This is a genomic window from Mycoplana sp. 10N416 (assembly GCF_056394765.1).
Window position 1 is genome coordinate 16,990 of record NZ_JBFTIM010000009.1, and the last position, 21,979, is coordinate 38,968.

General features: G+C 62.7%; 18 protein-coding genes and 1 tRNA gene. 6 read left to right on the plus strand and 13 right to left on the minus strand.

The features are described from left to right. Nucleotides 1-123: 123 nt before the first annotated feature. The 6 genes from AC1DDS_RS18300 to AC1DDS_RS18325 form a co-directional block, all read right to left on the minus strand. Nucleotides 124-684, minus strand: a complete 561-nt coding sequence (locus AC1DDS_RS18300; protein WP_477480193.1) for a gluconokinase — start codon at nt 682-684, stop codon at nt 124-126. Nucleotides 685-687: 3 nt separating this feature from the next. After that, nucleotides 688-1,638, minus strand: coding sequence for a peptide ABC transporter ATP-binding protein (locus AC1DDS_RS18305; protein ID WP_477480194.1), 951 nt, complete (start codon nt 1,636-1,638; stop codon nt 688-690). Further along, nucleotides 1,638-2,651, minus strand: coding sequence for an ABC transporter ATP-binding protein (locus AC1DDS_RS18310; RefSeq protein WP_477480195.1), 1,014 nt, complete (start codon nt 2,649-2,651; stop codon nt 1,638-1,640). The genes AC1DDS_RS18305 and AC1DDS_RS18310 overlap by 1 nt, the downstream gene beginning before the upstream one ends. Nucleotides 2,652-2,656: 5 nt before the next feature. Next, a complete protein-coding gene (locus tag AC1DDS_RS18315) occupies nt 2,657-3,580 on the minus strand; it encodes an ABC transporter permease subunit (RefSeq protein ID WP_477480196.1) in 924 nt (307 codons plus the stop codon). A gap of 11 nt (nt 3,581-3,591) precedes the next feature. Continuing rightward, nucleotides 3,592-4,596, minus strand: coding sequence for an ABC transporter permease subunit (locus tag AC1DDS_RS18320; RefSeq protein ID WP_477480197.1), 1,005 nt, complete (start codon nt 4,594-4,596; stop codon nt 3,592-3,594). A gap of 94 nt (nt 4,597-4,690) precedes the next feature. Next, complete coding sequence (locus tag AC1DDS_RS18325) at nt 4,691-6,286, minus strand: ABC transporter substrate-binding protein (protein ID WP_477480198.1); 1,596 nt, start codon at nt 6,284-6,286, stop codon at nt 4,691-4,693. A gap of 512 nt (nt 6,287-6,798) precedes the next feature. On the opposite strand from AC1DDS_RS18325, the gene AC1DDS_RS18330 reads away from it, so the two are divergent. Continuing rightward, a complete protein-coding gene (locus AC1DDS_RS18330) occupies nt 6,799-7,512 on the plus strand; it encodes a helix-turn-helix transcriptional regulator (RefSeq protein ID WP_477480199.1) in 714 nt (237 codons plus the stop codon). A gap of 192 nt (nt 7,513-7,704) precedes the next feature. Further along, entirely contained in the window at nt 7,705-8,112 is a 408-nt protein-coding gene (locus tag AC1DDS_RS18335; RefSeq protein ID WP_477480200.1) for a response regulator, read from the plus strand. A gap of 115 nt (nt 8,113-8,227) precedes the next feature. Here AC1DDS_RS18335 and rirA read toward each other — a convergent pair whose 3' ends face one another. After that, the gene (gene rirA, locus AC1DDS_RS18340) at nt 8,228-8,692 is read right to left on the minus strand and encodes an iron-responsive transcriptional regulator RirA (RefSeq protein ID WP_310410899.1); all 465 of its coding nucleotides are present in this window, start codon (nt 8,690-8,692) and stop codon (nt 8,228-8,230) included. Between the two features lie 134 nt (nt 8,693-8,826). Between rirA and AC1DDS_RS18345 the strand changes: the two genes are divergently transcribed. Together AC1DDS_RS18345 and AC1DDS_RS18350 are read left to right on the plus strand one after the other, a co-directional pair. Then, nucleotides 8,827-9,897, plus strand: coding sequence for a Fe(3+) ABC transporter substrate-binding protein (locus tag AC1DDS_RS18345; RefSeq protein WP_477480201.1), 1,071 nt, complete (start codon nt 8,827-8,829; stop codon nt 9,895-9,897). 247 nt (nt 9,898-10,144) lie between these two features. Further along, a complete protein-coding gene (locus tag AC1DDS_RS18350) occupies nt 10,145-11,164 on the plus strand; it encodes a DUF1254 domain-containing protein (protein WP_477480202.1) in 1,020 nt (339 codons plus the stop codon). Nucleotides 11,165-11,334: 170 nt separating this feature from the next. On the opposite strand, the gene AC1DDS_RS18355 is transcribed toward AC1DDS_RS18350, so the two are convergent. Further along, a complete protein-coding gene (locus AC1DDS_RS18355) occupies nt 11,335-12,831 on the minus strand; it encodes a CoA-acylating methylmalonate-semialdehyde dehydrogenase (RefSeq protein WP_477480203.1) in 1,497 nt (498 codons plus the stop codon). A gap of 120 nt (nt 12,832-12,951) precedes the next feature. On the opposite strand from AC1DDS_RS18355, the gene AC1DDS_RS18360 reads away from it, so the two are divergent. Beyond that, the gene (locus tag AC1DDS_RS18360; protein WP_477480204.1) at nt 12,952-13,833 is read left to right on the plus strand and encodes a LysR family transcriptional regulator; all 882 of its coding nucleotides are present in this window, start codon (nt 12,952-12,954) and stop codon (nt 13,831-13,833) included. 597 nt (nt 13,834-14,430) lie between these two features. Here the strand turns inward: AC1DDS_RS18360 and AC1DDS_RS18365 are convergent. The 5 genes from AC1DDS_RS18365 to AC1DDS_RS18385 all read right to left on the minus strand — a co-directional run bounded on the left by AC1DDS_RS18365 (nt 14,431) and on the right by AC1DDS_RS18385 (nt 17,927). Beyond that, nucleotides 14,431-14,754: an ATPase inhibitor subunit zeta gene (locus AC1DDS_RS18365; RefSeq protein WP_477480205.1), complete on the minus strand. Its 324-nt coding sequence runs from the start codon at nt 14,752-14,754 to the stop codon at nt 14,431-14,433. Between the two features lie 95 nt (nt 14,755-14,849). After that, on the minus strand, nt 14,850-15,506 hold the full coding sequence (locus AC1DDS_RS18370; RefSeq protein WP_477480206.1) for a VOC family protein: 657 nt from the start codon (nt 15,504-15,506) through the stop codon (nt 14,850-14,852). Between the two features lie 135 nt (nt 15,507-15,641). Then, complete coding sequence (locus AC1DDS_RS18375; RefSeq protein ID WP_477480207.1) at nt 15,642-16,997, minus strand: FAD-containing oxidoreductase; 1,356 nt, start codon at nt 16,995-16,997, stop codon at nt 15,642-15,644. 240 nt (nt 16,998-17,237) lie between these two features. Beyond that, a tRNA-His gene (locus AC1DDS_RS18380) sits at nt 17,238-17,314 on the minus strand. 163 nt (nt 17,315-17,477) lie between these two features. Next, nucleotides 17,478-17,927: a phasin gene (locus tag AC1DDS_RS18385; RefSeq protein ID WP_477480208.1), complete on the minus strand. Its 450-nt coding sequence runs from the start codon at nt 17,925-17,927 to the stop codon at nt 17,478-17,480. Nucleotides 17,928-18,161: 234 nt separating this feature from the next. On the opposite strand from AC1DDS_RS18385, the gene AC1DDS_RS18390 reads away from it, so the two are divergent. Continuing rightward, complete coding sequence (locus tag AC1DDS_RS18390) at nt 18,162-21,734, plus strand: PAS domain S-box protein (protein ID WP_477480209.1); 3,573 nt, start codon at nt 18,162-18,164, stop codon at nt 21,732-21,734. The last annotated feature ends 245 nt before the right edge of the window (nt 21,735-21,979 follow it).

Here is a 21,979-nt window from a genome sequence, read left to right on the forward strand (position 1 = left end):
GTCCATCAGACACAGCAACCACCCGCCAGCGGGCATCTGGTGCGGCGTACGTCTATACGATTGCGCCGATCGCTTTGCCAGTGCGGATTGTGGAGGCACCGACGGGAAGGCGCCACATCAGCTTTATAGTCTCAAGCACGCCAGTTTAAGCTTCTGGAGACCGTCCTCGATGATGGCTTCGAGGGGCGCGTCGACGCTGACTGTGACCACACCTGGCTCGCCGGTCGGGTCCTCCAGCGTCGACAACTGGCTGTCGAGCAGGTTTGCCGGCATGAAATGGTTCCGCCGTGCCTGCAATCGGGCAAGCAGTACATCGCGGCTGCCGTCGAGAAAGACAAAATTGAGATCGCCGCCGGCCGCCGCCCGCAGCCGGTCACGATAGGCACGTTTGAGCGCCGAGCAGGACACGACGACCCCCTCCCCAGCTGCGGCTGCCGCATGGAGGCCGTCACCGATGCGGTCGAGCCAGGGCCAGCGATCGGCGTCGGTCAGGGGTATCCCCCTCGACATTTTCTCGACATTAGCAGGCGGGTGCAGTTGGTCGCCTTCCAGGAAGGGCAGCGACAGCCGATCAGCAAGCGCCTTGGCGACGGATGTCTTCCCGGAACCGCTGACGCCCATGACAACGATCAAGCAACGCGGCTTTGCCGCCGCGTCGCCCTGATGCCTGGTCGCCGCGGTCATCGCTCAGAGCGGATGGTAGCAGGCGTAGCTGTGGTGTGCGTCTCCTTCGACCGGCGGCATCGCCTTCCGGCACTCGTCGGTCGCCCGCCAGCAGCGCGGGTTGAACGGGCAGCCGGTCGGCGGCTTCAGCGGAGAGGGCAACTCGCCTTGAAGCTGGATCCGTTCGCGCTTGCCTTCCGGATTGGCGACCGGAGTCGCGGAGAGAAGAGCGGCCGTGTAGGGATGCGTTGGATGAGCGAAGACGCGCTCCGCCGTTCCGGTCTCCACCGGCCGTCCCAGGTACATCACCATCACCTCGTCGGCGATATGGCGAACGACGGACAGGCCGTGCGAGATGAAGAGATAGGCGAGCCCCATCTCCTTCTGCAGATCCATCAGCAGGTTCAGCACCTGCGCCTGGATCGACAGATCGAGGGCCGAAACCGGCTCGTCGAGCACCAGCACCTTCGGCCTCAGCATCAGCGCGCGGGCAATGGCGATGCGCTGGCGCTGGCCACCGGAGAACATGTGCGGATAGCGGTCATAGTGTTCCGGCCGCAGGCCCACCTTGGTCATCATTTCCTCGACCTTGCCGCGCCGGGTGGCCGCATCGTCCTTGGTGTTGATGACGAGCGGCTCCTCGAGAATCGTTCCGACCTTCTGGCGCGGATTGAGCGAGCCGTAAGGGTTCTGGAACACGATCTGCACGAGGCTGCGCAGCGACATGTCGCCGACATGGGCTGGCTTGCCTTCGATCAGCAGCGTGCCCTCGGTCGGATCCTCGATCATGGTGACGAGGCGGGCGAGCGTGGACTTGCCACAGCCCGACTCGCCGACGACGGCGAGCGTCTTGCCGGAGTGCAACTCAAAGGTGACGCCGTTCAGCGCCTTGACGGTCGCCTCCGGTTTGAACATGCCGCGCTTGACGGCATAGAAACGGGAAAGGTCCTTCCCCTGAAGAACAGGCTGGCTCATCAGGCACGCTCCTCGGCCAGTTCGGCAATCTTGCCGGGATGGTTTTGCGGGACGCCGCTTACGAGCGGATAGTTGCACAGTGCATTGCCAAACGATGGCGGCTGCAGCGTCACCGACTTGCGGCACTGGTCCGTTACAAACGAACAGCGCGGCGAGAACAGGCAGCCCGTCGGTCGGTCGTGCTGGCCAGGAACCACGCCCCGGATCGACGGCAGGCGGCCGCCGACGATGGCGCGCTCCGGCAGCGACGACAGAAGTGCGGCCGTATAGGGATGATGCGGATCCCGGAACAGTTCCTTGACCGGCTGCTCTTCCACCTTCTGGCCGGCATACTGCACCTGCACGCGCTCAGCAGTTTCAGCGACCACGCCCATGTCGTGCGTGATCAGCACCAGCGCCATGCCGTGCTCCTTCTGCAGGCGCACCAGCAGATCGAGGATCTGCGCCTGGATCGTCACGTCGAGCGCCGTGGTCGGCTCGTCGGCGATGAGCAGCTTCGGATTGCAGGCCAGCGCCATGGCGATCATAACGCGCTGGCTCATGCCGCCCGACATCTGGTGCGGGTAGTTCGACAGCCGGTCCTCCGGTGCCGGAATGCCGACGAGGCGCAGAAGCTCGATCGAGCGCTGCCGGCGCGCGGCGCGGCCGAGCCCCATGTGGAAACGCAGCGTCTCGCCGAGCTGGTAGCCGACCGTGAAGCACGGGTTCAGGCTCGACATCGGCTCCTGGAAGATCATTGCAATATCCTTGCCGATGATCTTGCGCCGCTCGCGGGCCGACATCTTCAGCAGGTCCTTGCCGTCGAAGGTCATGCGGTCCGCGGTGATCTTCGCCGTCCACGGCAACAGCCCCATCACGGCCAGCATGGAAACGGACTTGCCCGAGCCGGACTCGCCGACGATCGAGAGGATTTCACCCTTGTCGCAGGAGAGCGAAACGCCGTCCACGGCCCGGAACAGGCCGGTGGAAGTCTCGAACTCGACGGTGAGGTTCTTGATTTCAAGAAGGGACATGGCGATCACGACCTCTTCAGCTTGGGGTCGAGGGCATCGCGCAGGCCGTCACCCATCAGGTTGATGGCGAGCACGGTGATGAGGATGGCAAGTCCGGGGAAGGTCACGACCCACCAGGCGCGCTGGATGAACTCACGCGCTTCGGCCAGCATCGTGCCCCACTCCGGCGTCGGCGGCTGGGCGCCCATGCCGAGGAAGCCCAGTGCCGCAGCATCCAGGATCGCCGCCGAGAAGGCCAGCGTCGCCTGAACGATCAACGGCGCCAGACAGTTCGGCAGGATCGTCTTGAACATCAAACGCAGCGTGCCGGCTCCCGCCACCTGCGAGCCGATTACATAATCCTTTGTGCGCTCGGTCATGACCGAGGCACGCGTCAGACGGACGAAATGCGGCTGATTGACGAGCGAAATCGCGATCATGGCGTTCAGCAGGCCCGGTCCCAGGACAGCCACCAGCACGAGCGCCAGAAGCAGCGACGGGAACGCCAGGATGATGTCCATGATGCGCATGATGAAGGTGTCGACCGTGCCGCGGAAATAGCCGGCGACGAGACCGATCAGCACGCCCGAAATCACCGACAGGGTCACGACGACGAGACCGATGAAGAGCGAGAAGCGTGCGCCGTAAATCAGGCGCGAGAGAATATCGCGGCCGACGGCATCGGTGCCAAGGATATGTCCCCAACTTCCGCTCTCTTGCCACACCGGCGGCACGAGCAGCATTTCGCGATTCTGGATGCTTGGGCTGTGCGGCGCCACGAACGGCGCAAAGATCGCCACAAACAGGATCGCCAGGAAGATGACGAGGCCGATCACCGCGCCCTTGTTGCGGGAAAAGTAGAACCAGAACTCCGACAGGGCGGAGGGGTGTGCCGCGGCCTTGGTTTCCACGGCCTTGGAGTCGGCGGCTTTGGTGTCAATTGCGGTCATTGCGCCACCTCCTAGTGCCGGATGCGCGGGTTGATGAACCCGTAGGTGAGGTCGACGAGCAGGTTGACCAGCATGATCACGCCGGCGATCAGCATCAGCCCACCCTGCACCACGGCATAGTCACGCTTGAAGACCGAATCGACCATCCACTTGCCGATGCCCGGCCAGGAGAAGATCGTCTCGGTGAGGATGGCGCCGGCCAGCAGCACGCCGACCTGCAGGCCGATCGTGGTGATGACCGGGATCATCGCGTTGCGCAGTGCGTGCACGCCGACGATCCTGAACGGAGACAGGCCCTTGGAGCGGGCCGTACGGACATAGTCCTCGCCCAGCACCTCGAGCATCGCCGAGCGCGTCTGGCGCGCAATCACCGCAAGCGGGATCGTCGCGAGAACGACGGTCGGCAAGATCAGGTAGCTGACAGCCGATTTGAAAGCGCCGGACTGTCCAGACAACAGGCTGTCTATCAGCATGAAGCCGGTCACCGGCGGGAAGAAATACATCAGCGAGATGCGGCCCGACACCGGTGTCCAGCCGAGATAGCCGGAGAAGAAGATGATGAGCAGCAGGCCCCACCAGAAGATCGGCATGGAATAGCCGACGAGGGCGGCGCCCATGATGGTCTGATCGAGCCATGAGCCGCGCTTGACCGCCGCCAGCACGCCGGCCGGGATGCCGAGACAGATCGCGACGATGATGGCACAGAGCGACAGCTCGAGCGTTGCCGGGAACAGTTGCAGGAAGTCTTCGAGAACCGGACGCTTGGTGACGATCGAGCTGCCGAAGTCGCCCGTCAGCAGGCCACCCAGATAGTCGAAGTACTGGATGTAGAGTGGCCGGTCGAGCCCGAGCTGGTTCATCAGCTCGGCGTGGCGCGCGGGCGACATCACGCGCTCGCCGGACATCAGCATGACCGGGTCGCCGGGAAGAAGCCGGATGAAGGAGAAAGCGATGATCGATACCCCGATGAAGGTGGGTATCAGAACGGCCAGGCGGCCGAAGATGAAACGTAGCATGGGAGCCAATCCCTTATTGGAAAACCGGCGGCCCGAATATCTTCGGACCGCCGGCCATACACGCTCTTAAGGGCGTGCTGTTCTGTTTGTCATTTTACTCGGCGATGTCGACACCGTCAAAACGGTGAATGCCGAGCGGGTCCATCATGAAGCCCGAGACCTTCTTGCTCATCGGGACGACGACTAGCGAGTGGTCGAGCGTGTTCCAGGGGGCTTCCTTCTTGAAGATCACCTGGGCTTCCTCGTAGTACTTCGTACGCTCTGCGACGTCGGCGGTGACCTTCGCCTTCGTCATCAGGTCGTCGAATTCCTGGTTGCACCACTGTGCGCGGTTGTTGCCGCCGACAGCATCGCAGCCGAGCAGCGTGTCCATGAAGTTGTCCGGATCGCCGTTGTCACCCGTCCAGCCGAGGATGACCGCGCCGTCGCGGGCCTTGTCGGAGGAGAGCTTCAGGTACTCGGCCCACTCGTAGGAAACGATCTCGACCTCGACCCCGACCTTTGCCAGGTCCGCCTGCATCAGCTCGGCGGCGCGGCGCGCGTTGAGCATGTACGGACGGGCAACCGGCATGGCCCAGATCTTCATCTTCAGGCCGGAGACGCCCGCGTCGGCCAGCATCTTCTTGGCGGCTTCCGGATCGTACTTGTCGTCCTCGACGGCGTCATTGTACGACCACATGGTCGGCGGGATCGGGTTCTTGGCAACCGTGGCTGCGCCCTGGAAGACCGCATCGACGATGGCCTGCTTGTTGACGGCCATGTTGAGCGCCTTGCGCACTTCCGGCTTGTCGAACGGAGCGACCAGCGTGTTGTAGGCCAGGTAAGCGACGTTCAGGCCAGCCTGGTCCATCACCGTCAGGTTCGAATCGGCCTTGAGGCCTTCAACGTCCGCGGCATTCGGGTAAGGCATGATGTGGCATTCGCCGGCCTTCAGCTTCTGCGCGCGAACAGCCGCATCGGTCGTGATCGCGAACACGAGGTCGTCGATCTTCTGCTGGCCGGCGTAGTAGTCCGGGTTGGCCTTGTAGCGGATCGCAGCATCGGGCTGGTAGGCGACGAACGTGTAGGGGCCAGTGCCCAGCGGCTGCTGGTTCATCAGTTCCATCTTGCCGTCGGCTTCGAGCTTGTCGGCATATTCCTTCGACATGATCGACGCGAAGTCCATGCCGAGGTTGGCCAGGAACGGTGCTTCCGGACGGTTGAGCGTGAACTTCACGGTCAGGTCGTCAACCTTCTCGATCGACTTGATCAGTTCCGGGAAGCCCATGCCGGCGAAGTATTCCCAGGACGCGCCCGCGACATACTTGTTCCACTTGTTGTCTTCCTTGTACTGACGCTCAAACGAGAAGATCACGTCGTCGGCGGTCAGTTCACGGGTCGGGGTGAAGTATTCGGTGGTCTGGAACTTCACGCCCGGGCGGAGCTTGAAGGTGTAGACCGTGCCGTCGTCGGAAACTTCCCAGCTCTCGGCGAGGCCCGGTTCGATTTCGGTGCCGCCGTGCTTGAATTCGACGAGACGGCTGTAGACGGTGCGCGAGGACGCGTCGAAGGTGGTTCCAGCGGTGTACATGCCGGGATCGAAGCCTTCCGGCGATCCTTCCGAGCAGTATACCAGCGTCTTCGACCAGGCGGCCGAGCCCATCATGGAGGCGAGTGCGGTCGCCGCGAGGAGAGTAGTCAGCTTTTTCATAGCGAGCTTCCCAGGTTTGCTTTTTGTTCTCTCGTGTCCGGACGCGGGCGCTATTAGGGGCCCCGGCCTTGCGCGGATGGAACGATATTTGCCGCGGGAATGCAATAAGTCCGCGAATAAATTTATCCAAATGGAGAACACTAGGGAATAATCGCCCTCAGGAGGCATTTTTGGGACTTTCTCACGTGTCTCGGCAGGCCGCGTGGAGAATCGCAAAACCACTGCAAATCGGCTGTCAATCCTGACGTTGAACGATAGCCTCCCCGGTAAGCCCTGTGGCAAACGCATGGCGTGAGGCAGGAGAGCTGCATTCTGGCACGCCGTGCTGGCGGCAAGGCGTACCGCAACAAGGATGCAGCTCTACCAGCTTCAAACCTAGACTCCGATCCAGAACAATGTCACATCCGCAAAACGCTCGCATACGCGAAACGCTGACGCGATTGCGGATTGCCCCTTGCTCCCGGCGTTCGGGGCGCTAGACTCATTTCATCGCTCGATGGTTGGGAGACCCGGTGGCCGCACTTTCGCAGCATCATCGCAGGTACGACCTGGAAAGCGATTTGGAGAAGGCTCTCAATCGCGTCGACTTCTTTCGATTGTTTCACGGCATCGCCCTGCGCTACGGTTTCGAGCACTTCGGCGTGCTGCAGCTTGCCGCCGAACAGGAGGGCAGCAATCTCTCCGGCAAGCTGGCGCTGCACGATCTGCCGGCCGGGCTTGCCGAAACCTATGACCAGCGCCACCGCTTCAGCGAATCCGACGTCTTCCAGAGCCTGCACAGTTCCACAATCTCGACGGTGTGGCATGCCCAAACTCCGAGTCCCGAGGGAGTGGAGAACGAACTGCTCGGCCAGCTCGGGTTTGACCTGGCGGTGTGCGTGCCCGTTCATGCGCCCACGGGCGCGCGCTACGCCGTCCTCTATCTGGGCGACATCGAGGACATCGGCCGGCAACAGCACATGCAACTCTGCTACGAGAGCGGCTGCGTCTTCGACTACTTCTACCGGATTGTCCTTTCGGCCAAGACCGGGATGGGCTTGACCCCGCGCGAAACCGAGATCCTGCGGTGGATTTCCTACGGCAAGACGGCGAGCGAAATCGCCCTTATCGTATCGGTTTCCGAGCACACCGTGAACTCGCACACGGCGACAATCCTGAAGAAGCTGGACGTGGTCAATCGTACGCAGATGGTGGCGAAGGCAATTCGCGAACAGATCATCCTGTAGAAGGCGGCCGTTTCGTTGGCCAACGTCGCGTTGGCGGCCATATCCGCACCCGGAGGGATTGTGAAACGTTACCGCCTGAACCAGAGTGGTACTCGGATGGGAACGGCAGGTTTTTGCCAGCAGGCGGACGTCAAGGTTGCCCGACCGCCATCCGGCCGATGCATCCCTGAATTCGATCAGCCCGAGATAGCCATGACCGTCACAGTGAACATCCTGCTCGTCGATGACGATCCCGCGGAGAACGTCATCATGCGGGCGTTGATGCGCAAGGTGGCGAACGTAGAGATCAAGCTACACTACGTCGAGACAATAGAAGCCGCCCTGGCGTTCATCCGCAGCGGCGAACCGGCTCTCGACATGATCCTGATCGACAACCGGCTTCAGCCGCAAGTCGACTTCCGCGAGACGGTGCCGGAACTGCGCCAGAACGGCTATATCGGCCCGATCGGCGTGATCTCGTCCTCGATCACCGACCCCTATTTTCAGACGATCGAGGATTACGGGGTGGACTTCCGGATCGACAAGACCGAACTCGATTCGACCGCCATCGGCTTCATCATCCAGGAGTATATCGAACGGGAAAACCGATCGGACAGATAGCTCCGAGCCGCGAGCGACGGCTGAATGTGCGACGACCAGCCAGCAGGCGCGATTCCTGACCCGGCGACCCGCTCAGGCACAGCCAGGTCGCCGAAAATTGTGATGGGTGTTTGTCTTAGGCGGCCGGTTGGCGCTCGACGCGCGCGTTTTCGATGCCAAGCAGGAAGCTGATCTGCGGACGGGCCTTGACGAGATCATCGATCGTGTACTGCTGAAGGACCTCGAAGAAGGCATTGAGCGCCTTGCGCAGCGCTGCGTTCAGCCCGCAGCTGTCGACGAGCGGACACTCGATTTCGCCCGCCTCGAAACACTCCGCCATTGCGAAGGAATCCTCGGTCACCCGCACGACGTCGAAAAGAGTGATTTCGGAAGCGGCCCTTGGCAACCGCACGCCGCCGTTGCGGCCCCGTACGGTCTCGACCAGACCCGCGCGCGTCAGCGGCTGCAGAATCTTGAAGAGAAAGAGCTCGGACACCCCATACGCCTTGGCAATTTCCGGGATGCGGCTCAGCTTCTCTCCGTTTGCCGCGCAATACATCAACAGCCGTACGGCATAGTTCGTCTGTTTCGTCAGGCGCATCTCAAGCTCCGAATTCGATCTGTGGTCCTACATATAGGCTGTATCGAACTTTGGAACAATTCCAAAAAACCGGATAATCACTTTCATGTTATTTTGAATACCCCAGTTGACTGTTCGAGAACAGGTTCTAAAAGATGAGCCGCAGAGTTAAGTATACGGAGAACAGACCCTTGGCCAATCTCAAGAAGCTCGCGATCGCATTGTCGCTCACCGCCAGCACCGCCATTCCCGCGCTGGCGGATGGCGAGGTCAACATCTATTCCTATCGCCAGCCCGACCTGATCCAGCCGCTGCTCGACCGCTTCAAGGCCGAGACCGGGATCGCGACCAATGTCCTGTTCCTCGACAAGGGCCTCGTCGAGCGCATTCAGGCCGAAGGCGAGAACTCCCCCGCCGACGTCATCCTCACCGTCGACATCAGCCGCCTCACCGAGGCCAAGGATGCCGGCATCACGCAGCCGATCAAGAGCGCGATCATCGACACCGACATTCCCGCCCAGTATCGCGATCCGGACGGCGCATGGGTTGGCCTCACCACCCGCGGACGGGTCGTCTACGCATCGAAGGATCGCGTCGCCCAGAACGACATCACCTACGAGGAACTGGCCGACCCGAAGTGGAAGGGCAAGATCTGCACCCGCGACGGTCAGCACTCCTACAACATCGGCCTCTTCGCCTCGATGATCGCCCACCATGGCGAAGCCGAGACCGAAAAGTGGCTCACTGGACTGAAGAACAACCTCGCGCGCAAGCCCGATGGTGGCGACCGCGACCAGGCCAAGGCGATCTTCGCCGGCGAATGCGACCTGGCGCTCGGCAACTCCTACTATGTCGGCCTGATGCTGACGAACGAGAAGGAGCCGGAACAGAAGGAATGGGCCAGCTCGATCAAGGTGCTGTTCCCGAACGCCAATGACCGCGGCACCCACGTCAATGTTTCCGGCGTGGCAATGGCCAAGTATGCACCGAACAAGGAAAATGCCCAGAAGCTGATCGACTTCCTCGCTTCCGGCGAAGCTCAGGAAATCTATGCCGAGCAGGTGTACGAGTATCCGGTGATGCCAGGCAAGGAGCCCTCTGACGTCGTGAAGTCCTTCGGCACGATCAAGCCGGACACGCTTCCGCTCGCCGACATCGCGGCCAACCGCAAGAAGGCCTCCGAACTGGTCGACAAGGTCGGCTTCAACGACGGACCGACGAACTAACTGGCTCCGCTGCGGCTACGGCAGTCGCAGGTTGCCTCAATACAAAACCCCGCCAACGGCGGGGTTTTTTGTTCCCCCTGACGGCCCGTGCCCCCATTGGTGTATCTCGCGGCGACACGCCGGCAGCAACACGGCGGACGTTATCTGGCCGCCCCCGCCCGACTCGATGCACTCGCGCATGACCTCGAAATTGACATGTCACATTGCTCGCATAGATTGTTTGCGCATGCACCCGAGGAGATACTCCATGAAGAGAATGATTAGTGCATTCCCATTCCTCGTTTTAGCTCCACTGGCTTTCGCGCAATCTTCGACCGGCATCACAACGCCGGTCACAGTCGACAACTTTGCACGTGCCGAGTCCGACAATTACATGGCTGCCAATGCGAAGGCCGGCCTTGGCAAGCTGCACCACAATCGTGAGCCCGCTTCGATCGACGACCAGACTGTCATCCGCTTGAACCGCGACACGCTCTATTCCTTCGGCGTTTTCGATCTCGCAGCCGCGCCAGTGACGATTACGCTCCCCGACGCCGGCAAGCGTTTCATGTCGATGCAAATCGTCAACGAAGACCATTACGTCCCTTTCGTTGCCTACGACCAGAAGCCGCACACGCTCACCGAGAAGGACGTCGGGACCCGTTACGTAACGGTCGCAATCCGCACCTTGGTCGATCCCAATCAGCCAGGCGACCTCGACGAGGTTCACAAGCTGCAGGACGCGATCAAGGTCAGCCAGGAAAGCCCCGGGAAGCTCGAATTGCCGAACTGGGACCCGAAAAGCCTGACGGAGATCCGCAATGCTCTGCTGATGCTTGCCGAGCACACCGACGGCTTCAAGCACGCCTTCGGCACCAAGGAGCAAGTCGACCCGATCAAGCACCTGATCGGCACCGCGGCAGGATGGGGCGGCAATCCGGACAAGGACGCGACCTATATCGGAACGCAGGTGCCGAACAATGACGGAAAGACCGTCTACAAGCTCCGTGTGGCAGACGTCCCGGTGGACGCCTTCTGGTCAATCAGCGTCTACAATGCCGCCGGCTATTTCGAGAAGAATCCCTACAACGCCTATTCACTTAACGATCTTACCGCGAAGAAAGACCCGGGCGGCGCTGTCACCGTACAATTCGGAGGCTGCGACGGAAAAATTTCAAATTGCCTGCCGATCATGCCCGGCTGGAACTATACGGTGCGGCTCTATCGGCCACGTGCAGAAATCCTTAATGGCGAGTGGAAATTTCCCAATCCCGAGCCGGCAGGCTGAAGCTGGATCTGGGCCCATCGCGTCGAATTCACGGCGCCACAACAAGTCGGTCGCGATTGGAGCCTGGCGGCCGCCTGCAGATTGTCCTGTCGATGCTCGCGATACACGCTTTCGGCGCGCATGAAAAAACAGGCCCCTCGCGGGGGCCTGTTTCTTTACTTCTGAACTGATCACTTCATCGTCGGAATGACGAACTCGGCACCGTCCTTGATGCCCGAGGGCCAGCGGCTCGTCACCGTCTTGGTGCGGGTCCAGAACTTGATCGAGTCCGTGCCGTGCTGGTTGAGGTCGCCGAAGGACGAGGCCTTCCAGCCGCCGAACGAGTGGTAGGCGAGCGGAACCGGGATCGGAACGTTGACGCCGACCATGCCTATGTTGATGCGCGAGGTGAAGTCGCGGGCCGCGTCGCCGTCGCGGGTGTAGATCGCGACGCCGTTGCCGTATTCGTGCTTCATCGGCAGGGAAAGCGCTTCCTCGTAGTTCTTGGCGCGGACGACCGACAGGACCGGCCCGAAGATCTCGGTCTTGTAGATGTCCATGTCCGGCGTGACGTGGTCGAACAGGCAGCCGCCGACGAAATAGCCGTCCTCATAGCCCTGCAGCTTGAAGTTCCGGCCGTCGACGAGGAGCTTGGCGCCCTGCTCGATACCGCTGTCGATCAGACCCTTGATGCGGGCCTGGGCTTCCTTGGTGACGACCGGGCCGAGATCGGCCTTCTCGTCGGAATACGGACCGATGCGCAGGCTCTCGACCATCGGCACCAGCTTGTCGATCAGGCGGTTGGCGGTGTCCTCGCCGACGGGGACGGCAACCGAGATCGCCATGCAGCGCTCGCCGGCCGAGCCGTAGCCGGCGCCAATCAGGGCGTTGGCGGCCTGGTCGAGGTCGGCATCGGGCATGATGATCATGTGGTTCTTGGCACCGCCGAAGCACTGGGCGCGCTTGCCGTTCATCGCCGCCGTTCCGTAGACGTAGCGGGCGATCGGCGTGGAGCCAACGAAGGAAACGGCGCCAATGTCCGGGTGCGTCAGGATCGCGTCGACCGCACCCTTGTCGCCATTGACGACGTTGAGGATGCCCGCCGGCAGGCCGGCCTCGATCATCAGTTCGGCAAGGCGGATCGGAAGGGACGGATCGCGCTCGGAGGGCTTCAGGATGAAGGCATTGCCGCAGGCGATCGCCGGCGCGAACATCCACATCGGGATCATGCCCGGGAAGTTGAACGGCGTGATGCCCGCACCGATGCCGACCGGCTGGCGGATCGAATACATGTCGATGTTCGGGCCGGCGCCTTCGGTGAACTCGCTCTTGGAGAGATGCGGGATGCCGATGACGAACTCGCAAACTTCCAGGCCGCGAATGATGTCGCCCTTGGAATCCTCGATCGTCTTGCCGTGCTCCCTGGAGAGCATCTCGGCCAGTTCGTTCATGTTGTCGTTCAAGAGCTGGACGAACTTCATGAAGACGCGGGCGCGGCGCTGCGGGTTGGTGGCAGCCCAGGCGGGCTGAGCGGCCTTGGCGACCTCGACGGCGGCGGCCATTTCGGCTTCGCTTGCCAGCGCTACCTTAGCCTGGACCTCGCCGGTCGCCGGATTGTAGACGTCGGCCGTGCGGCCGCTCTTGCCGGCCACGTGCTTGCCGCCGATGAAATGTCCGATCTCACGCATGGGATATCCTCCAGATGTTATGGAGAGCATGATCGCACTACAATTTGCTCAACTCAATCGCTTCCGATAAGCAACCGTTGTGCAGAAATTATAGTCCTCGACCGTAGCGAAGGCCAAGAAATGAACTGGGACGACGTTCGCATGTTTCTCGCGGTGGCGCGCACCGGTCAGTTGCTCGCGGCTTCGCGCCGGCTCGGCGTCAACCACGCCACGCTAAGCCGTCGCATCAGCGCGCTGGAACAGGAGATGAAGACGCGTCTGCTGGTGCGGCGAACCAACGGCTGCGACCTGACGGCCGAGGGCGAAGTCTTTTTCCATGCCGCCGAGCGGATGGAAACGGAGATGCTGGCGGCGCAGGCGAAGATCGGCCGCATCGATGCGGCGGTCGCCGGCACCGTTCGGATCGGCGCCCCGGACGGTTTTGGCGTGTCCTTCCTCGCCCCGCGCCTCGGCCGACTGACGGCGCGCCATCCCGAGCTGAAGATCCAGCTCGTGCCGGTGCCGCGCTCCTTCTCGCTCTCCCAGCGCGAGGCCGACATCGCCATCACGCTGGAGCGTCCCGAACAGGGGCGCCTGGTGTCCTCCAAGCTGACGGACTACACGCTCGGCCTCTATGCGAGCCGCAGCTACATCGCCGCTCACGGCGAGCCGATCGACGTGGAAGCCTTGAAGGCGCACCGCCGCATCGGCTACGTCGAGGACCTGATCTTCACCGCCTCGCTCGACTTCACCGGCGAGATCATGCGCAGTTGGAATGCCGCCTTCGAGATCTCCAGCGCGACGGGACAGACCGAGGCGGTGCGTTCTGGCGCCGGCATCGGCATCCTGCACAACTATATCGCCCGCCAGGACCCGGACCTCGTGCGCATCCTGTCCGAAACGACGATCCGCCGCGCCTACTGGACCACCTATCACGAAAGCGCCCGCGACCTCGCCCGCGTTCGCACCGTTACGGCGTACGTGCAGGAGTTGGTGGAGCAGGAGCAGCGGATATTCCTTTGAGACGAGTGCGACAATTTTCATCGTTGTGGGCGTCGTGCTCGGCCAGGCGTTTCTGATGTGAACGCGCAGGCGCCAGGAAACAGGGCGGGCACCGCTGCTGGCGCTGGTTGCGAGAATTGCCGCGAGCCCGGAACTCACGCCCGAACTGCAGGCGCAGGTAGACCTCGACAATATCAACTTCGTCAGCAACGACCGGCTGGAGACCGTTCTTGCCGGCACCGATGCGACGCCGGAGCAAGTGGCGGAGGCGGTGCGCGTCAATACCGAGGCGCGCCTGCGCGCTTTGAAGATCGGGCTGCTCATCATGGCAGGACTGGCTGTTCTGACGATCCTTCCGGCGGGTCGGCTGCCCGGCTATCGCCGGGGAGAATTGCCGGTCGACTCGCTCCCGCAGCGAAGGACATGAACGGTAGAGACGCGTTGTCGGTGGGAAGCGGGGCTGCACTAAGCCCGGCGCAGGATGGGGCAATGCTCGGACATTGTTTGTGACCGACTTCGGCTCCGAGCAGAGCGGTTCGGCGGCTGATAGCAGCCACAGATCGGCCTTCAGACCGCACGCGTGAGGCCTGCGCCAGCGTTCTTTGTGCGCAAAATCCATCACCTCGACTGCAGATTGCGCACAATCTGCACCAGCGCGGCGTCGCTGGAATCGGTGCCCTTCGTCCCTCTTCCGGCCTCCAGCCAGGACTGGCTCATTATGTTCAGAATCTGCTCATCGGATTGAACCACGCCGGCACGATCGAAGTCCTTGCGAAGGATGGCAAGCACGTCATTGCGTTCGATATCGAGCGCGCCCCTGGCGAGGTCATTCGCATAGGCCTTGGCGCTTTCGCCGACGAGACCCAATTTTTCCGCCGCCCACATGCCAACCAGCCTGTTGCGCCGTGCCATTCTCAGGATGTCCGCGTGAAGGCTATTCATTGACAATCTCCAATGCCGCTAGTCCGGGACAGTCCTGGCAACGCGCTGTGAGCAGTATAGTTTAATAGCCGCCCACCTGCCCGTCGCTGCTTCACTCATTGCGGCAGCGGCCCCCCTGCCTGTTCCTGCACGATGTACTCGGCGTACCAGGCCGGCCAGTCTGCATCACGCTGACCTGTCCGCTTCTCATGCTCGCCATGCGCGGCTTCCGCCCGGCGAAGCGCTGCCGCAAGTTCGCTCGGCGACGTGAAAGCCGTGCTTGTCGCCTCAACACGCCCGGGCAGACGCGCTGTGATTTCCTGCAGCAGCCAACTGTTGCCGTCTGGGTCGCTGAAAGTGGCGTAGGAACCGTAACTGCGACGCTCCGGATCCCGGCCCTTGACCGGCGGCTTCCCCGGACCGGCACGGTGAAACACCTCGCCCACATCGACGCCGCGAGCAACGAGGTCGGCGCGGGCGGCCTCGATGTCCGAGACGACGAGATAGGTTCCGCTTGCCGAACCGGGGGCAGCCTCCGTGATCCCCCTGCCGAAGTGGATCGAACAGGGCGACCCCGGCGGCGTGAACTGCACGACCCGAAAAGCGTCGCCAACAGCGAAATCCGCATCGAGCCGCCAACCCAGATCGCCGTAAAAATCCTTGGCGCGATCAACATCCGAAACAGGAATGACGACCACCTCAAGCTTCGTGTCGCCGTTAACAGCCTTCTGGGGCGCGACTGCTGCATCACTGGTTTTTGCCGATTGAGACATCGTCGTTCCTTCCTGTCAGTTGGCTGGCGGGTATCGTGGGTCCGTCGTCGATCGCAATCGCCATCGCGCGCTGCGCAACCGATGCGTACACCGATGCATCGGCCCGGGGGCGGATCGCTCCCTGGCGGCGTCGCTTCAGCCAAGCCCCCGCAGGAGCGTCGGGATGACCTCCGAGACCGTCGGATGGATCGGCACTGCCCATTGCAGCTCGGTGTAGCGCGTTCCGGCATTCATGGCATCGATGATGCCATGAATGGCTTCGTCACCCTCAATGCCCAAGATCGCGGCACCAAGTATTTCCCCGGTGTCGGCATCGGCGATTACCTTCATGAAACCTCTTGTCTCGGCGCGCTCCTTTGCTCGCCCGACCAGTTCCATCGGCCGCCGGGAAACAAGAACCTTGCGGCCCGATGAGGCGGCCTCCCTCTCGGTCATTCCGACCCGGCCGAGCGGCGGATCGATATAGAGGGCGTAGGCCGGGATCCGGCTCGACACCTTGCGGTCCTCACCGTCGAGAAGATTTACAGCAACGATCTCGAAATCGTTATAGGACGTGTGGGTGAAGGCTCCGCGCCCATTGCAATCGCCGAGCGCCCAGATACCCGATACGTTGGTTTCGAGCCCGTCATCGACGGCAATGTAGCCGCGGGGATCGACGGCAACGCCGGCGGCGTCGAGATCCAGATCATCCGTGTTCGGCTTGCGGCCGGTCGCAACGAGTACGTGGCTGGCATCGATGCCGCCTCCGTTCAGGGACACATGGATCCCGTGCCCGGCCCGGGAAAACCCAATGTGCTCCGCCTCCGTGCGGACGTCGATATCCTCCGCCTCGAGGATGTCGCGGATCGCACTGGAAATGTCATCGTCCTCGCGCGAGGCGATCCGCGCGCCACGCTCGATCACGGTGACGTTTGCTCCGAAGCGCCGATACATCTGGGCGAACTCCAAGGCGATATAGCTGCCGCCGATGATCACAAGGTGGCGGGGCAGCGTGTCGAGTTCGAGGATCGAGGTGCTGGTCAGGTAGTCGATGTCTTCGATACCGGGGAAGTCGGGGATCACCGGACGGGCGCCGACATTGAGGAATATCCGCGGGGCAGTCAGGGTGTCGCCGTTGACCGTGACCCTGTCGGCCGCAACGAAACGCGCGTGGCCAAAAATGATGGACACGCCATCCATGCCGCCGAGCCAGTCCGCCAGCCCATTGCGGGCGTCCATGGTCACCTGGTGTGCGCGGCGACGTACGGCTTGCATGTCGACCGCGACTTCACTCGCGATCCTCACGCCCCAGTCAGCTGCGCGGCGGCTGACATGCGCCGCTCGGGCACTGGCCACCAGCGTCTTGGTTGGCATGCAACCGGCGTTCACGCAGGTTCCGCCGAGGAATTTTCGTTCGATCAGCGCAACCTTCATGCCGCGCTCGGCCATCCGCGCAGCAAGGAAGGGGGCCGCCTGGCCGGCGCCGACAAAAATCGCATCGAACTGTCGCATCAGACCGCTCCGAAACGACCTCCGGGCGATGGTCACGATGGGGCGTCCCGCACCATCCCCGCATTCACACCGGTCAACATAGCATACTGGAGGGACTGAGCGCACCGCCGATGCACCGGGCGGAGTTTTTCCCGCCGGAACCGCGCCTCATCACTTCGATTGGTAGCGCGCGCAGTAGCGTAGCGCATTGACCGGTGGCCACGCACCAACCATCGCGCCTAGATTATCAAATGGGGAAAATGGTACGGTTGGTGGGAATCGAACCTACGACCTCAGGTGCCACAAACCTGCGCTCTAACCAACTGAGCTACAACCGCACTGGAAGCGCTTCGCGCTTGGTGGCTCACATACGGGCACGCCGCCCGGATTGCAAGCCCCTTATTGGTCGTTCATACTAAAAAGGGCCGGACGATGCGTCCAGCCCTTTTTGGTCCAGCGGCCCGCTCGATCGAACGGGCGCAGGTATGGGAACGACAGTGGTCAGGCGGCCTTGAAGGTCTTCAGCGCCTTTTCAGCGGCCGACTTGCCCGGCTCGACAACCTTTTCGGCAACCTTCTTGGTGGCTTCCTGCATGCTCTTGGCCTGCTCGACGACCACCTCGGCCTGCTTGCGCAGGAAGGCCGTCTGGAGTTCGAACAGCTCGGAGACGGACTTCACGCCGAGCAGCGCTTCCATGTGCGAAAGCGAGCTTTCAGCATTGGTGCGCAGCGCCTCGATGGCGGTAAGGCCGAGTTCGACGGTGCCGGCCTGGGCATTCTCGAACGTCGCCTCGACGACCTTCGTCGCGTCTTCTGCGGCGGTCTTCAGCTTGGCATAGGCGTCCTTCGATTGCGAAGCGCCCTTTTCAGCGAACTCGCGGAAGCTCTCGGATACTTTTGCCGGGTCGAAAGCGGCAATGGAAAATACGTCATCGGTCTTCTTGGCAGCCATTTCAATCATCCTTGATGTGGCCCTCGTACGAGGTACCGAATTGCGTGATGGCAGCGTTATAGCGGATCTTATTGTGCATTGCAACATAATTGTGCGACGCACAATGTTAACCCTGCCTGCCAAAACAGCAGGGGGCACAGGGGGCGACGCTGGACCGGCCGAAACCGGGTCGCTATTAATAAAGCGTTAAGCGTGCGGCGGTAGCTGCCGCCGCGAACCCATGACAGGCTGCCGATGTCCGCTCATCAGTACCCCTTTATCGATGTCGCCGTGCACGAGCGGGTGCGCCTGCCGTTTGCCCGCGGCGAAGCGGTGGTGCTGTTTTCGATCGACATGAAGGCCGTGCTGTGGGCGAACGGGCGTGGAGCTGCCCTGTTTGGCTATGCTTCAATCTATGATTTCCTCGATGCACCCTCCCCCACTGATGTCGTCTTCCGGCAGCTTGCCGCAGCCGCGCGACAGCTTTCCCATAGGGGACTCGGTCGAAACCTGCTGCTTCGCATCGGCTCCGGCTTTCGCGGCCTGCCTGTCAATGCCCATGTCGAACGGATTGCTCTCACTCCGTGGCAAGACGCGATCCTGTTCAGCACGCCGGTTGCGTCGAAGGACGAGCCGGCGACCGCTCGCGCGGCATCCATGCTTGCGGGCTTCGATGATCCCGACACCCATATGGCGGTGCTCGACGGCGATGGCGCCATTGTCGCCGCCTCCCCCGGCTTTGAAGCGCTCGGCATCAGCGAGGACGCGCGTCGCCGGATGATCGAGGCCGCGCGCCGCGAGGGCGACGGGTTGGTGAAGCGGCCAATCCCCACCGGCAAGGGTCTGCTGCCGGCAGCGCTCGGCCGTGTCTCGCTCGACCCCACCCTCAACCTGCTGTTTGCGGTTGAGACGATCCTTGGGCACCTCGATGCCGAGCATGATGCAACTCCCGCAGCCCCGGTGAGTTCAAAGGACAACGACGCAAGCGACGGGACACAGGCACAAGCGGCGGCAGTGGCCCCGGCCGAGGACGCGCCGACGGTCTCCGAACGCCGCGATGAGACCTTGACGACCGGCGCGACCGCCACACGATCAGAGTCGCCGGCAAGCGACGCGCCGCCCGCTGGCACCGAGGCTGAAGCGGAGACTGGAATCGGCGCGCCGGCGGAAGCCAGGCTGGCGGCAGCAGACAGCGACACCGAGATCGTTGCCGCGGATGACAAGGTGGACGTGTCGCCGGCGCCTGAACCGGCAGCGCCAGAGGAAGCATCGTTTCTCTTCAATCCCGCGGCCCGCCCCGCCCGCTTCGTCTGGAAGATCGATGCCGAAGGCAAGTTCAGCGAGATCTCCGACGAGTTTGCCCAGGCGGTCGGACCGCGTTCCGCCGATGTGGTCGGCCAAGCCTTTGTCGACGTAGCGCGCCGCTTCGACTTCGACGCAGACGGCACCATTGCCGAACTGCTGCGCCGTCGCGACACGTGGTCGGGCAAGACCATTCACTGGCCGGTCGAAGGCACGAGCCTGGTTGTGCCGGTCGACCTCGCGGCGCTTCCGACCTATTCGCGCGAACGTGAGTTCGATGGTTTCCGCGGCTTTGGCATCGTGCGGACCACGGATGCCATTGAGGATCCGGCTTCGCACGGCCTCCGGCTCTCGGGCGCCGTCGAGGTGACAGAACAGGCACTCGAAACCGATCTCGCAAGTGTCGAGCCGGTGGAGACGCCGCCAGGCGACGGCGAAGTTTTACCGGAATCTGCAGAACCGGACGATTATGATCGCCCACCTGCGCCTGCGCCGTCCGTGCTGGATGAGTTGCTGGCAGAAGAACTCGAAGACGAACCCTCCGACACACCGGAGACACCGACGGGGCAGCCGGCCAGCGATGCATCGGGTGCGCCGGAGGACGATTTTCAAGGCGAACGGCCGGCGCTGCGACTGGTAGAAGCGCCCGCGCCGCGCCAATCGGAAAAGATCGTCCAGTTGGACGACCGGCGCGGCCGTGCTGGTGCGCTTTCAAGTGGCGAGCAGGCTGCTTTCCGGGAGATCGCCCGGCAGCTCGGGGAAACCTTCGGCAAGCGCAAGCCTGAGGATATGCCGGTCGCCGGCCGCCCCGATATGCAGCCGGCCACGCCCACCACGGACGGGGCCGAAGAAGCGCAGGACATGCGCGCCACGCGTAACAGCGAAGCGGCATCTCTGGCCCCGGATGATGCTCCTGTCGACGACCAGGATGAGATCCCGGGCCTTGAGGTCGGCGAGCACGCCAATGATGTTCCCGCAAGAAGCGCGCCGATAGCGCCGCCGCGCACCGCGATGGACCATGGCCTGACCGCCGCAATCGTCGATGCGCTCCCCGTCGCGCTGCTGATCCATGCCGGCGACAGGCTGATTCACGCGAACCCGGAGTTCATGAGCCTCACCGGCTTCGGATCGTTGGCCGAGCTGGAGGAGGCGGGCGGCCTGGACGTCCTGCTTGACCAGCCGGAAGCCGACGATCGGGAACACTCGGGAACAATGCTGCTCCGTCACGCCGACGGCGAGAACACCGTGACCGTCAATGCCCGGCTGCAATCCGTGCGCTGGGAGAGCGGCACGGCATTGATGATGGCGATCCTGCCGACCGCGCCTATGGTAACCACCGGGCACGCTGTCACGGCCGAGGCGGCGGAATTGTCGGCGCAAATGCTCGACCAAGAGGAGCTGGAGGCGCTGCGCGACGAGGCAACCGAGCTGCGCTCGATCCTTGAAACCGCAACGGATGGGGTCGTCATTGTCGGCCACGAGGGCGAAATCCGCTCGATCAACCGTTCGGCCAGTGCGCTCTTCAACTACGACGAAGAGGAAATCCGCGAAAAACCTTTCGCCGCGCTCTTCGCGCACGAGAGTCAACGGGCGGTGCTCGACTATCTCGCGGGCCTTTCCGGCCACGGGGTGGCGAGCGTGCTGAATGACGGGCGGGAGGTTATCGGCCGCGAATCCTCCGGCGGCTTCATTCCTCTTTTCATGACGATGGGGCGGCTTTCCTCGAAGAGCGGCTACTGCGCCGTCATTCGCGATATCACACAGTGGAAGCGCACCGAGGAAGAGCTGCGCAACGCCAAGCGGGCGGCTGAAACCGCCAACGCCCACAAGAGCGATTTTCTGGCCCGGGTCAGCCACGAAATCCGCACGCCCCTGAACGCGATCATCGGCTTCTCCGACATGATGGCGAGCGAGCGCTTTGGTCCGATCGGCCACCCGCGCTACATCGAATACGCCAACGATATCGGCCGGTCCGGTCGATATGTGCTCGACATCGTCAATGATCTGCTCGACATCTCCAAGATCGAAGCCGGCGAGATGGAGCTCGACTTCACCGCCGTCGGCCTGAACGAAACCATATCGGAAGCGGTATCACTGGTGCAGCCCCAGGCGAACAGCCAGCGTGTCATCATTCGCACGTCGCTGTCGACGGCCGTCCCCCCGGTCGTAGCCGACCTGCGCTCGATCAAGCAGATTGCTCTCAACATCCTGTCGAACGCCATCCGCTTCACGCCGTCCGGAGGGCAGATCGTCGTGTCGACGTCCTACGAGGCCAACGGCAGCGTCGTGCTTCGCATCCGCGACACCGGCGCCGGCATGACGCGGAGCGAGCTGGAGCAGGCCATGAAGCCGTTCCGGCAGGTGACGACGGGCGCTCGCAAGCGCGGCGACGGCACGGGCCTTGGCCTGCCGCTGACCAAGGCCATGGTGGACGCGAACCGCGCGAGCTTCGCCATCAGTTCCAGCCCCAACGAGGGCACGCTCGTCGAAGTCACCTTTCCCTCGCCGCGCGTGTTGGCAGTTTGAGACAATTGCGCTACTTCGGCATACGCACGGGGCAAGCCGATCCTCTATAGGAAACGCTGAACAAGGCAGTGCTCCGGGCCAACCGATGCCGAGGGCCAGCCGCCCCCGCGTGACTTGATTGCCCCTTCGCAGAAGGCCGCACACGAGGAAGATCAGCGTTGCAAGTATTTGCTCGTCTCACCCTGGGAAGGGATCGCAACAGGCCAGGTGCAAATGCACATCGCACGCTGGTCGGCGCCGCCCTC

Coding starts and splice junctions, on each gene's coding strand:
- AC1DDS_RS18300 (WP_477480193.1), bottom strand. CDS start 684: ATGACCGCGGCGACCAGGCATCAGGGCGACGCGGCGGCAAAGCCGCGT.
- AC1DDS_RS18305 (WP_477480194.1), bottom strand. CDS start 1,638: ATGAGCCAGCCTGTTCTTCAGGGGAAGGACCTTTCCCGTTTCTATGCC.
- AC1DDS_RS18310 (WP_477480195.1), bottom strand. CDS start 2,651: ATGTCCCTTCTTGAAATCAAGAACCTCACCGTCGAGTTCGAGACTTCC.
- AC1DDS_RS18315 (WP_477480196.1), bottom strand. CDS start 3,580: ATGACCGCAATTGACACCAAAGCCGCCGACTCCAAGGCCGTGGAAACC.
- AC1DDS_RS18320 (WP_477480197.1), bottom strand. CDS start 4,596: ATGCTACGTTTCATCTTCGGCCGCCTGGCCGTTCTGATACCCACCTTC.
- AC1DDS_RS18325 (WP_477480198.1), bottom strand. CDS start 6,286: ATGAAAAAGCTGACTACTCTCCTCGCGGCGACCGCACTCGCCTCCATG.
- AC1DDS_RS18335 (WP_477480200.1), top strand. CDS start 7,705: ATGACCGTCACAGTGAACATCCTGCTCGTCGATGACGATCCCGCGGAG.
- rirA (WP_310410899.1), bottom strand. CDS start 8,692: ATGCGCCTGACGAAACAGACGAACTATGCCGTACGGCTGTTGATGTAT.
- AC1DDS_RS18345 (WP_477480201.1), top strand. CDS start 8,827: ATGAGCCGCAGAGTTAAGTATACGGAGAACAGACCCTTGGCCAATCTC.
- AC1DDS_RS18350 (WP_477480202.1), top strand. CDS start 10,145: ATGAAGAGAATGATTAGTGCATTCCCATTCCTCGTTTTAGCTCCACTG.
- AC1DDS_RS18355 (WP_477480203.1), bottom strand. CDS start 12,831: ATGCGTGAGATCGGACATTTCATCGGCGGCAAGCACGTGGCCGGCAAG.
- AC1DDS_RS18360 (WP_477480204.1), top strand. CDS start 12,952: ATGAACTGGGACGACGTTCGCATGTTTCTCGCGGTGGCGCGCACCGGT.
- AC1DDS_RS18365 (WP_477480205.1), bottom strand. CDS start 14,754: ATGAATAGCCTTCACGCGGACATCCTGAGAATGGCACGGCGCAACAGG.
- AC1DDS_RS18370 (WP_477480206.1), bottom strand. CDS start 15,506: ATGTCTCAATCGGCAAAAACCAGTGATGCAGCAGTCGCGCCCCAGAAG.
- AC1DDS_RS18375 (WP_477480207.1), bottom strand. CDS start 16,997: ATGCGACAGTTCGATGCGATTTTTGTCGGCGCCGGCCAGGCGGCCCCC.
- AC1DDS_RS18385 (WP_477480208.1), bottom strand. CDS start 17,927: ATGGCTGCCAAGAAGACCGATGACGTATTTTCCATTGCCGCTTTCGAC.
- AC1DDS_RS18390 (WP_477480209.1), top strand. CDS start 18,162: ATGTCCGCTCATCAGTACCCCTTTATCGATGTCGCCGTGCACGAGCGG.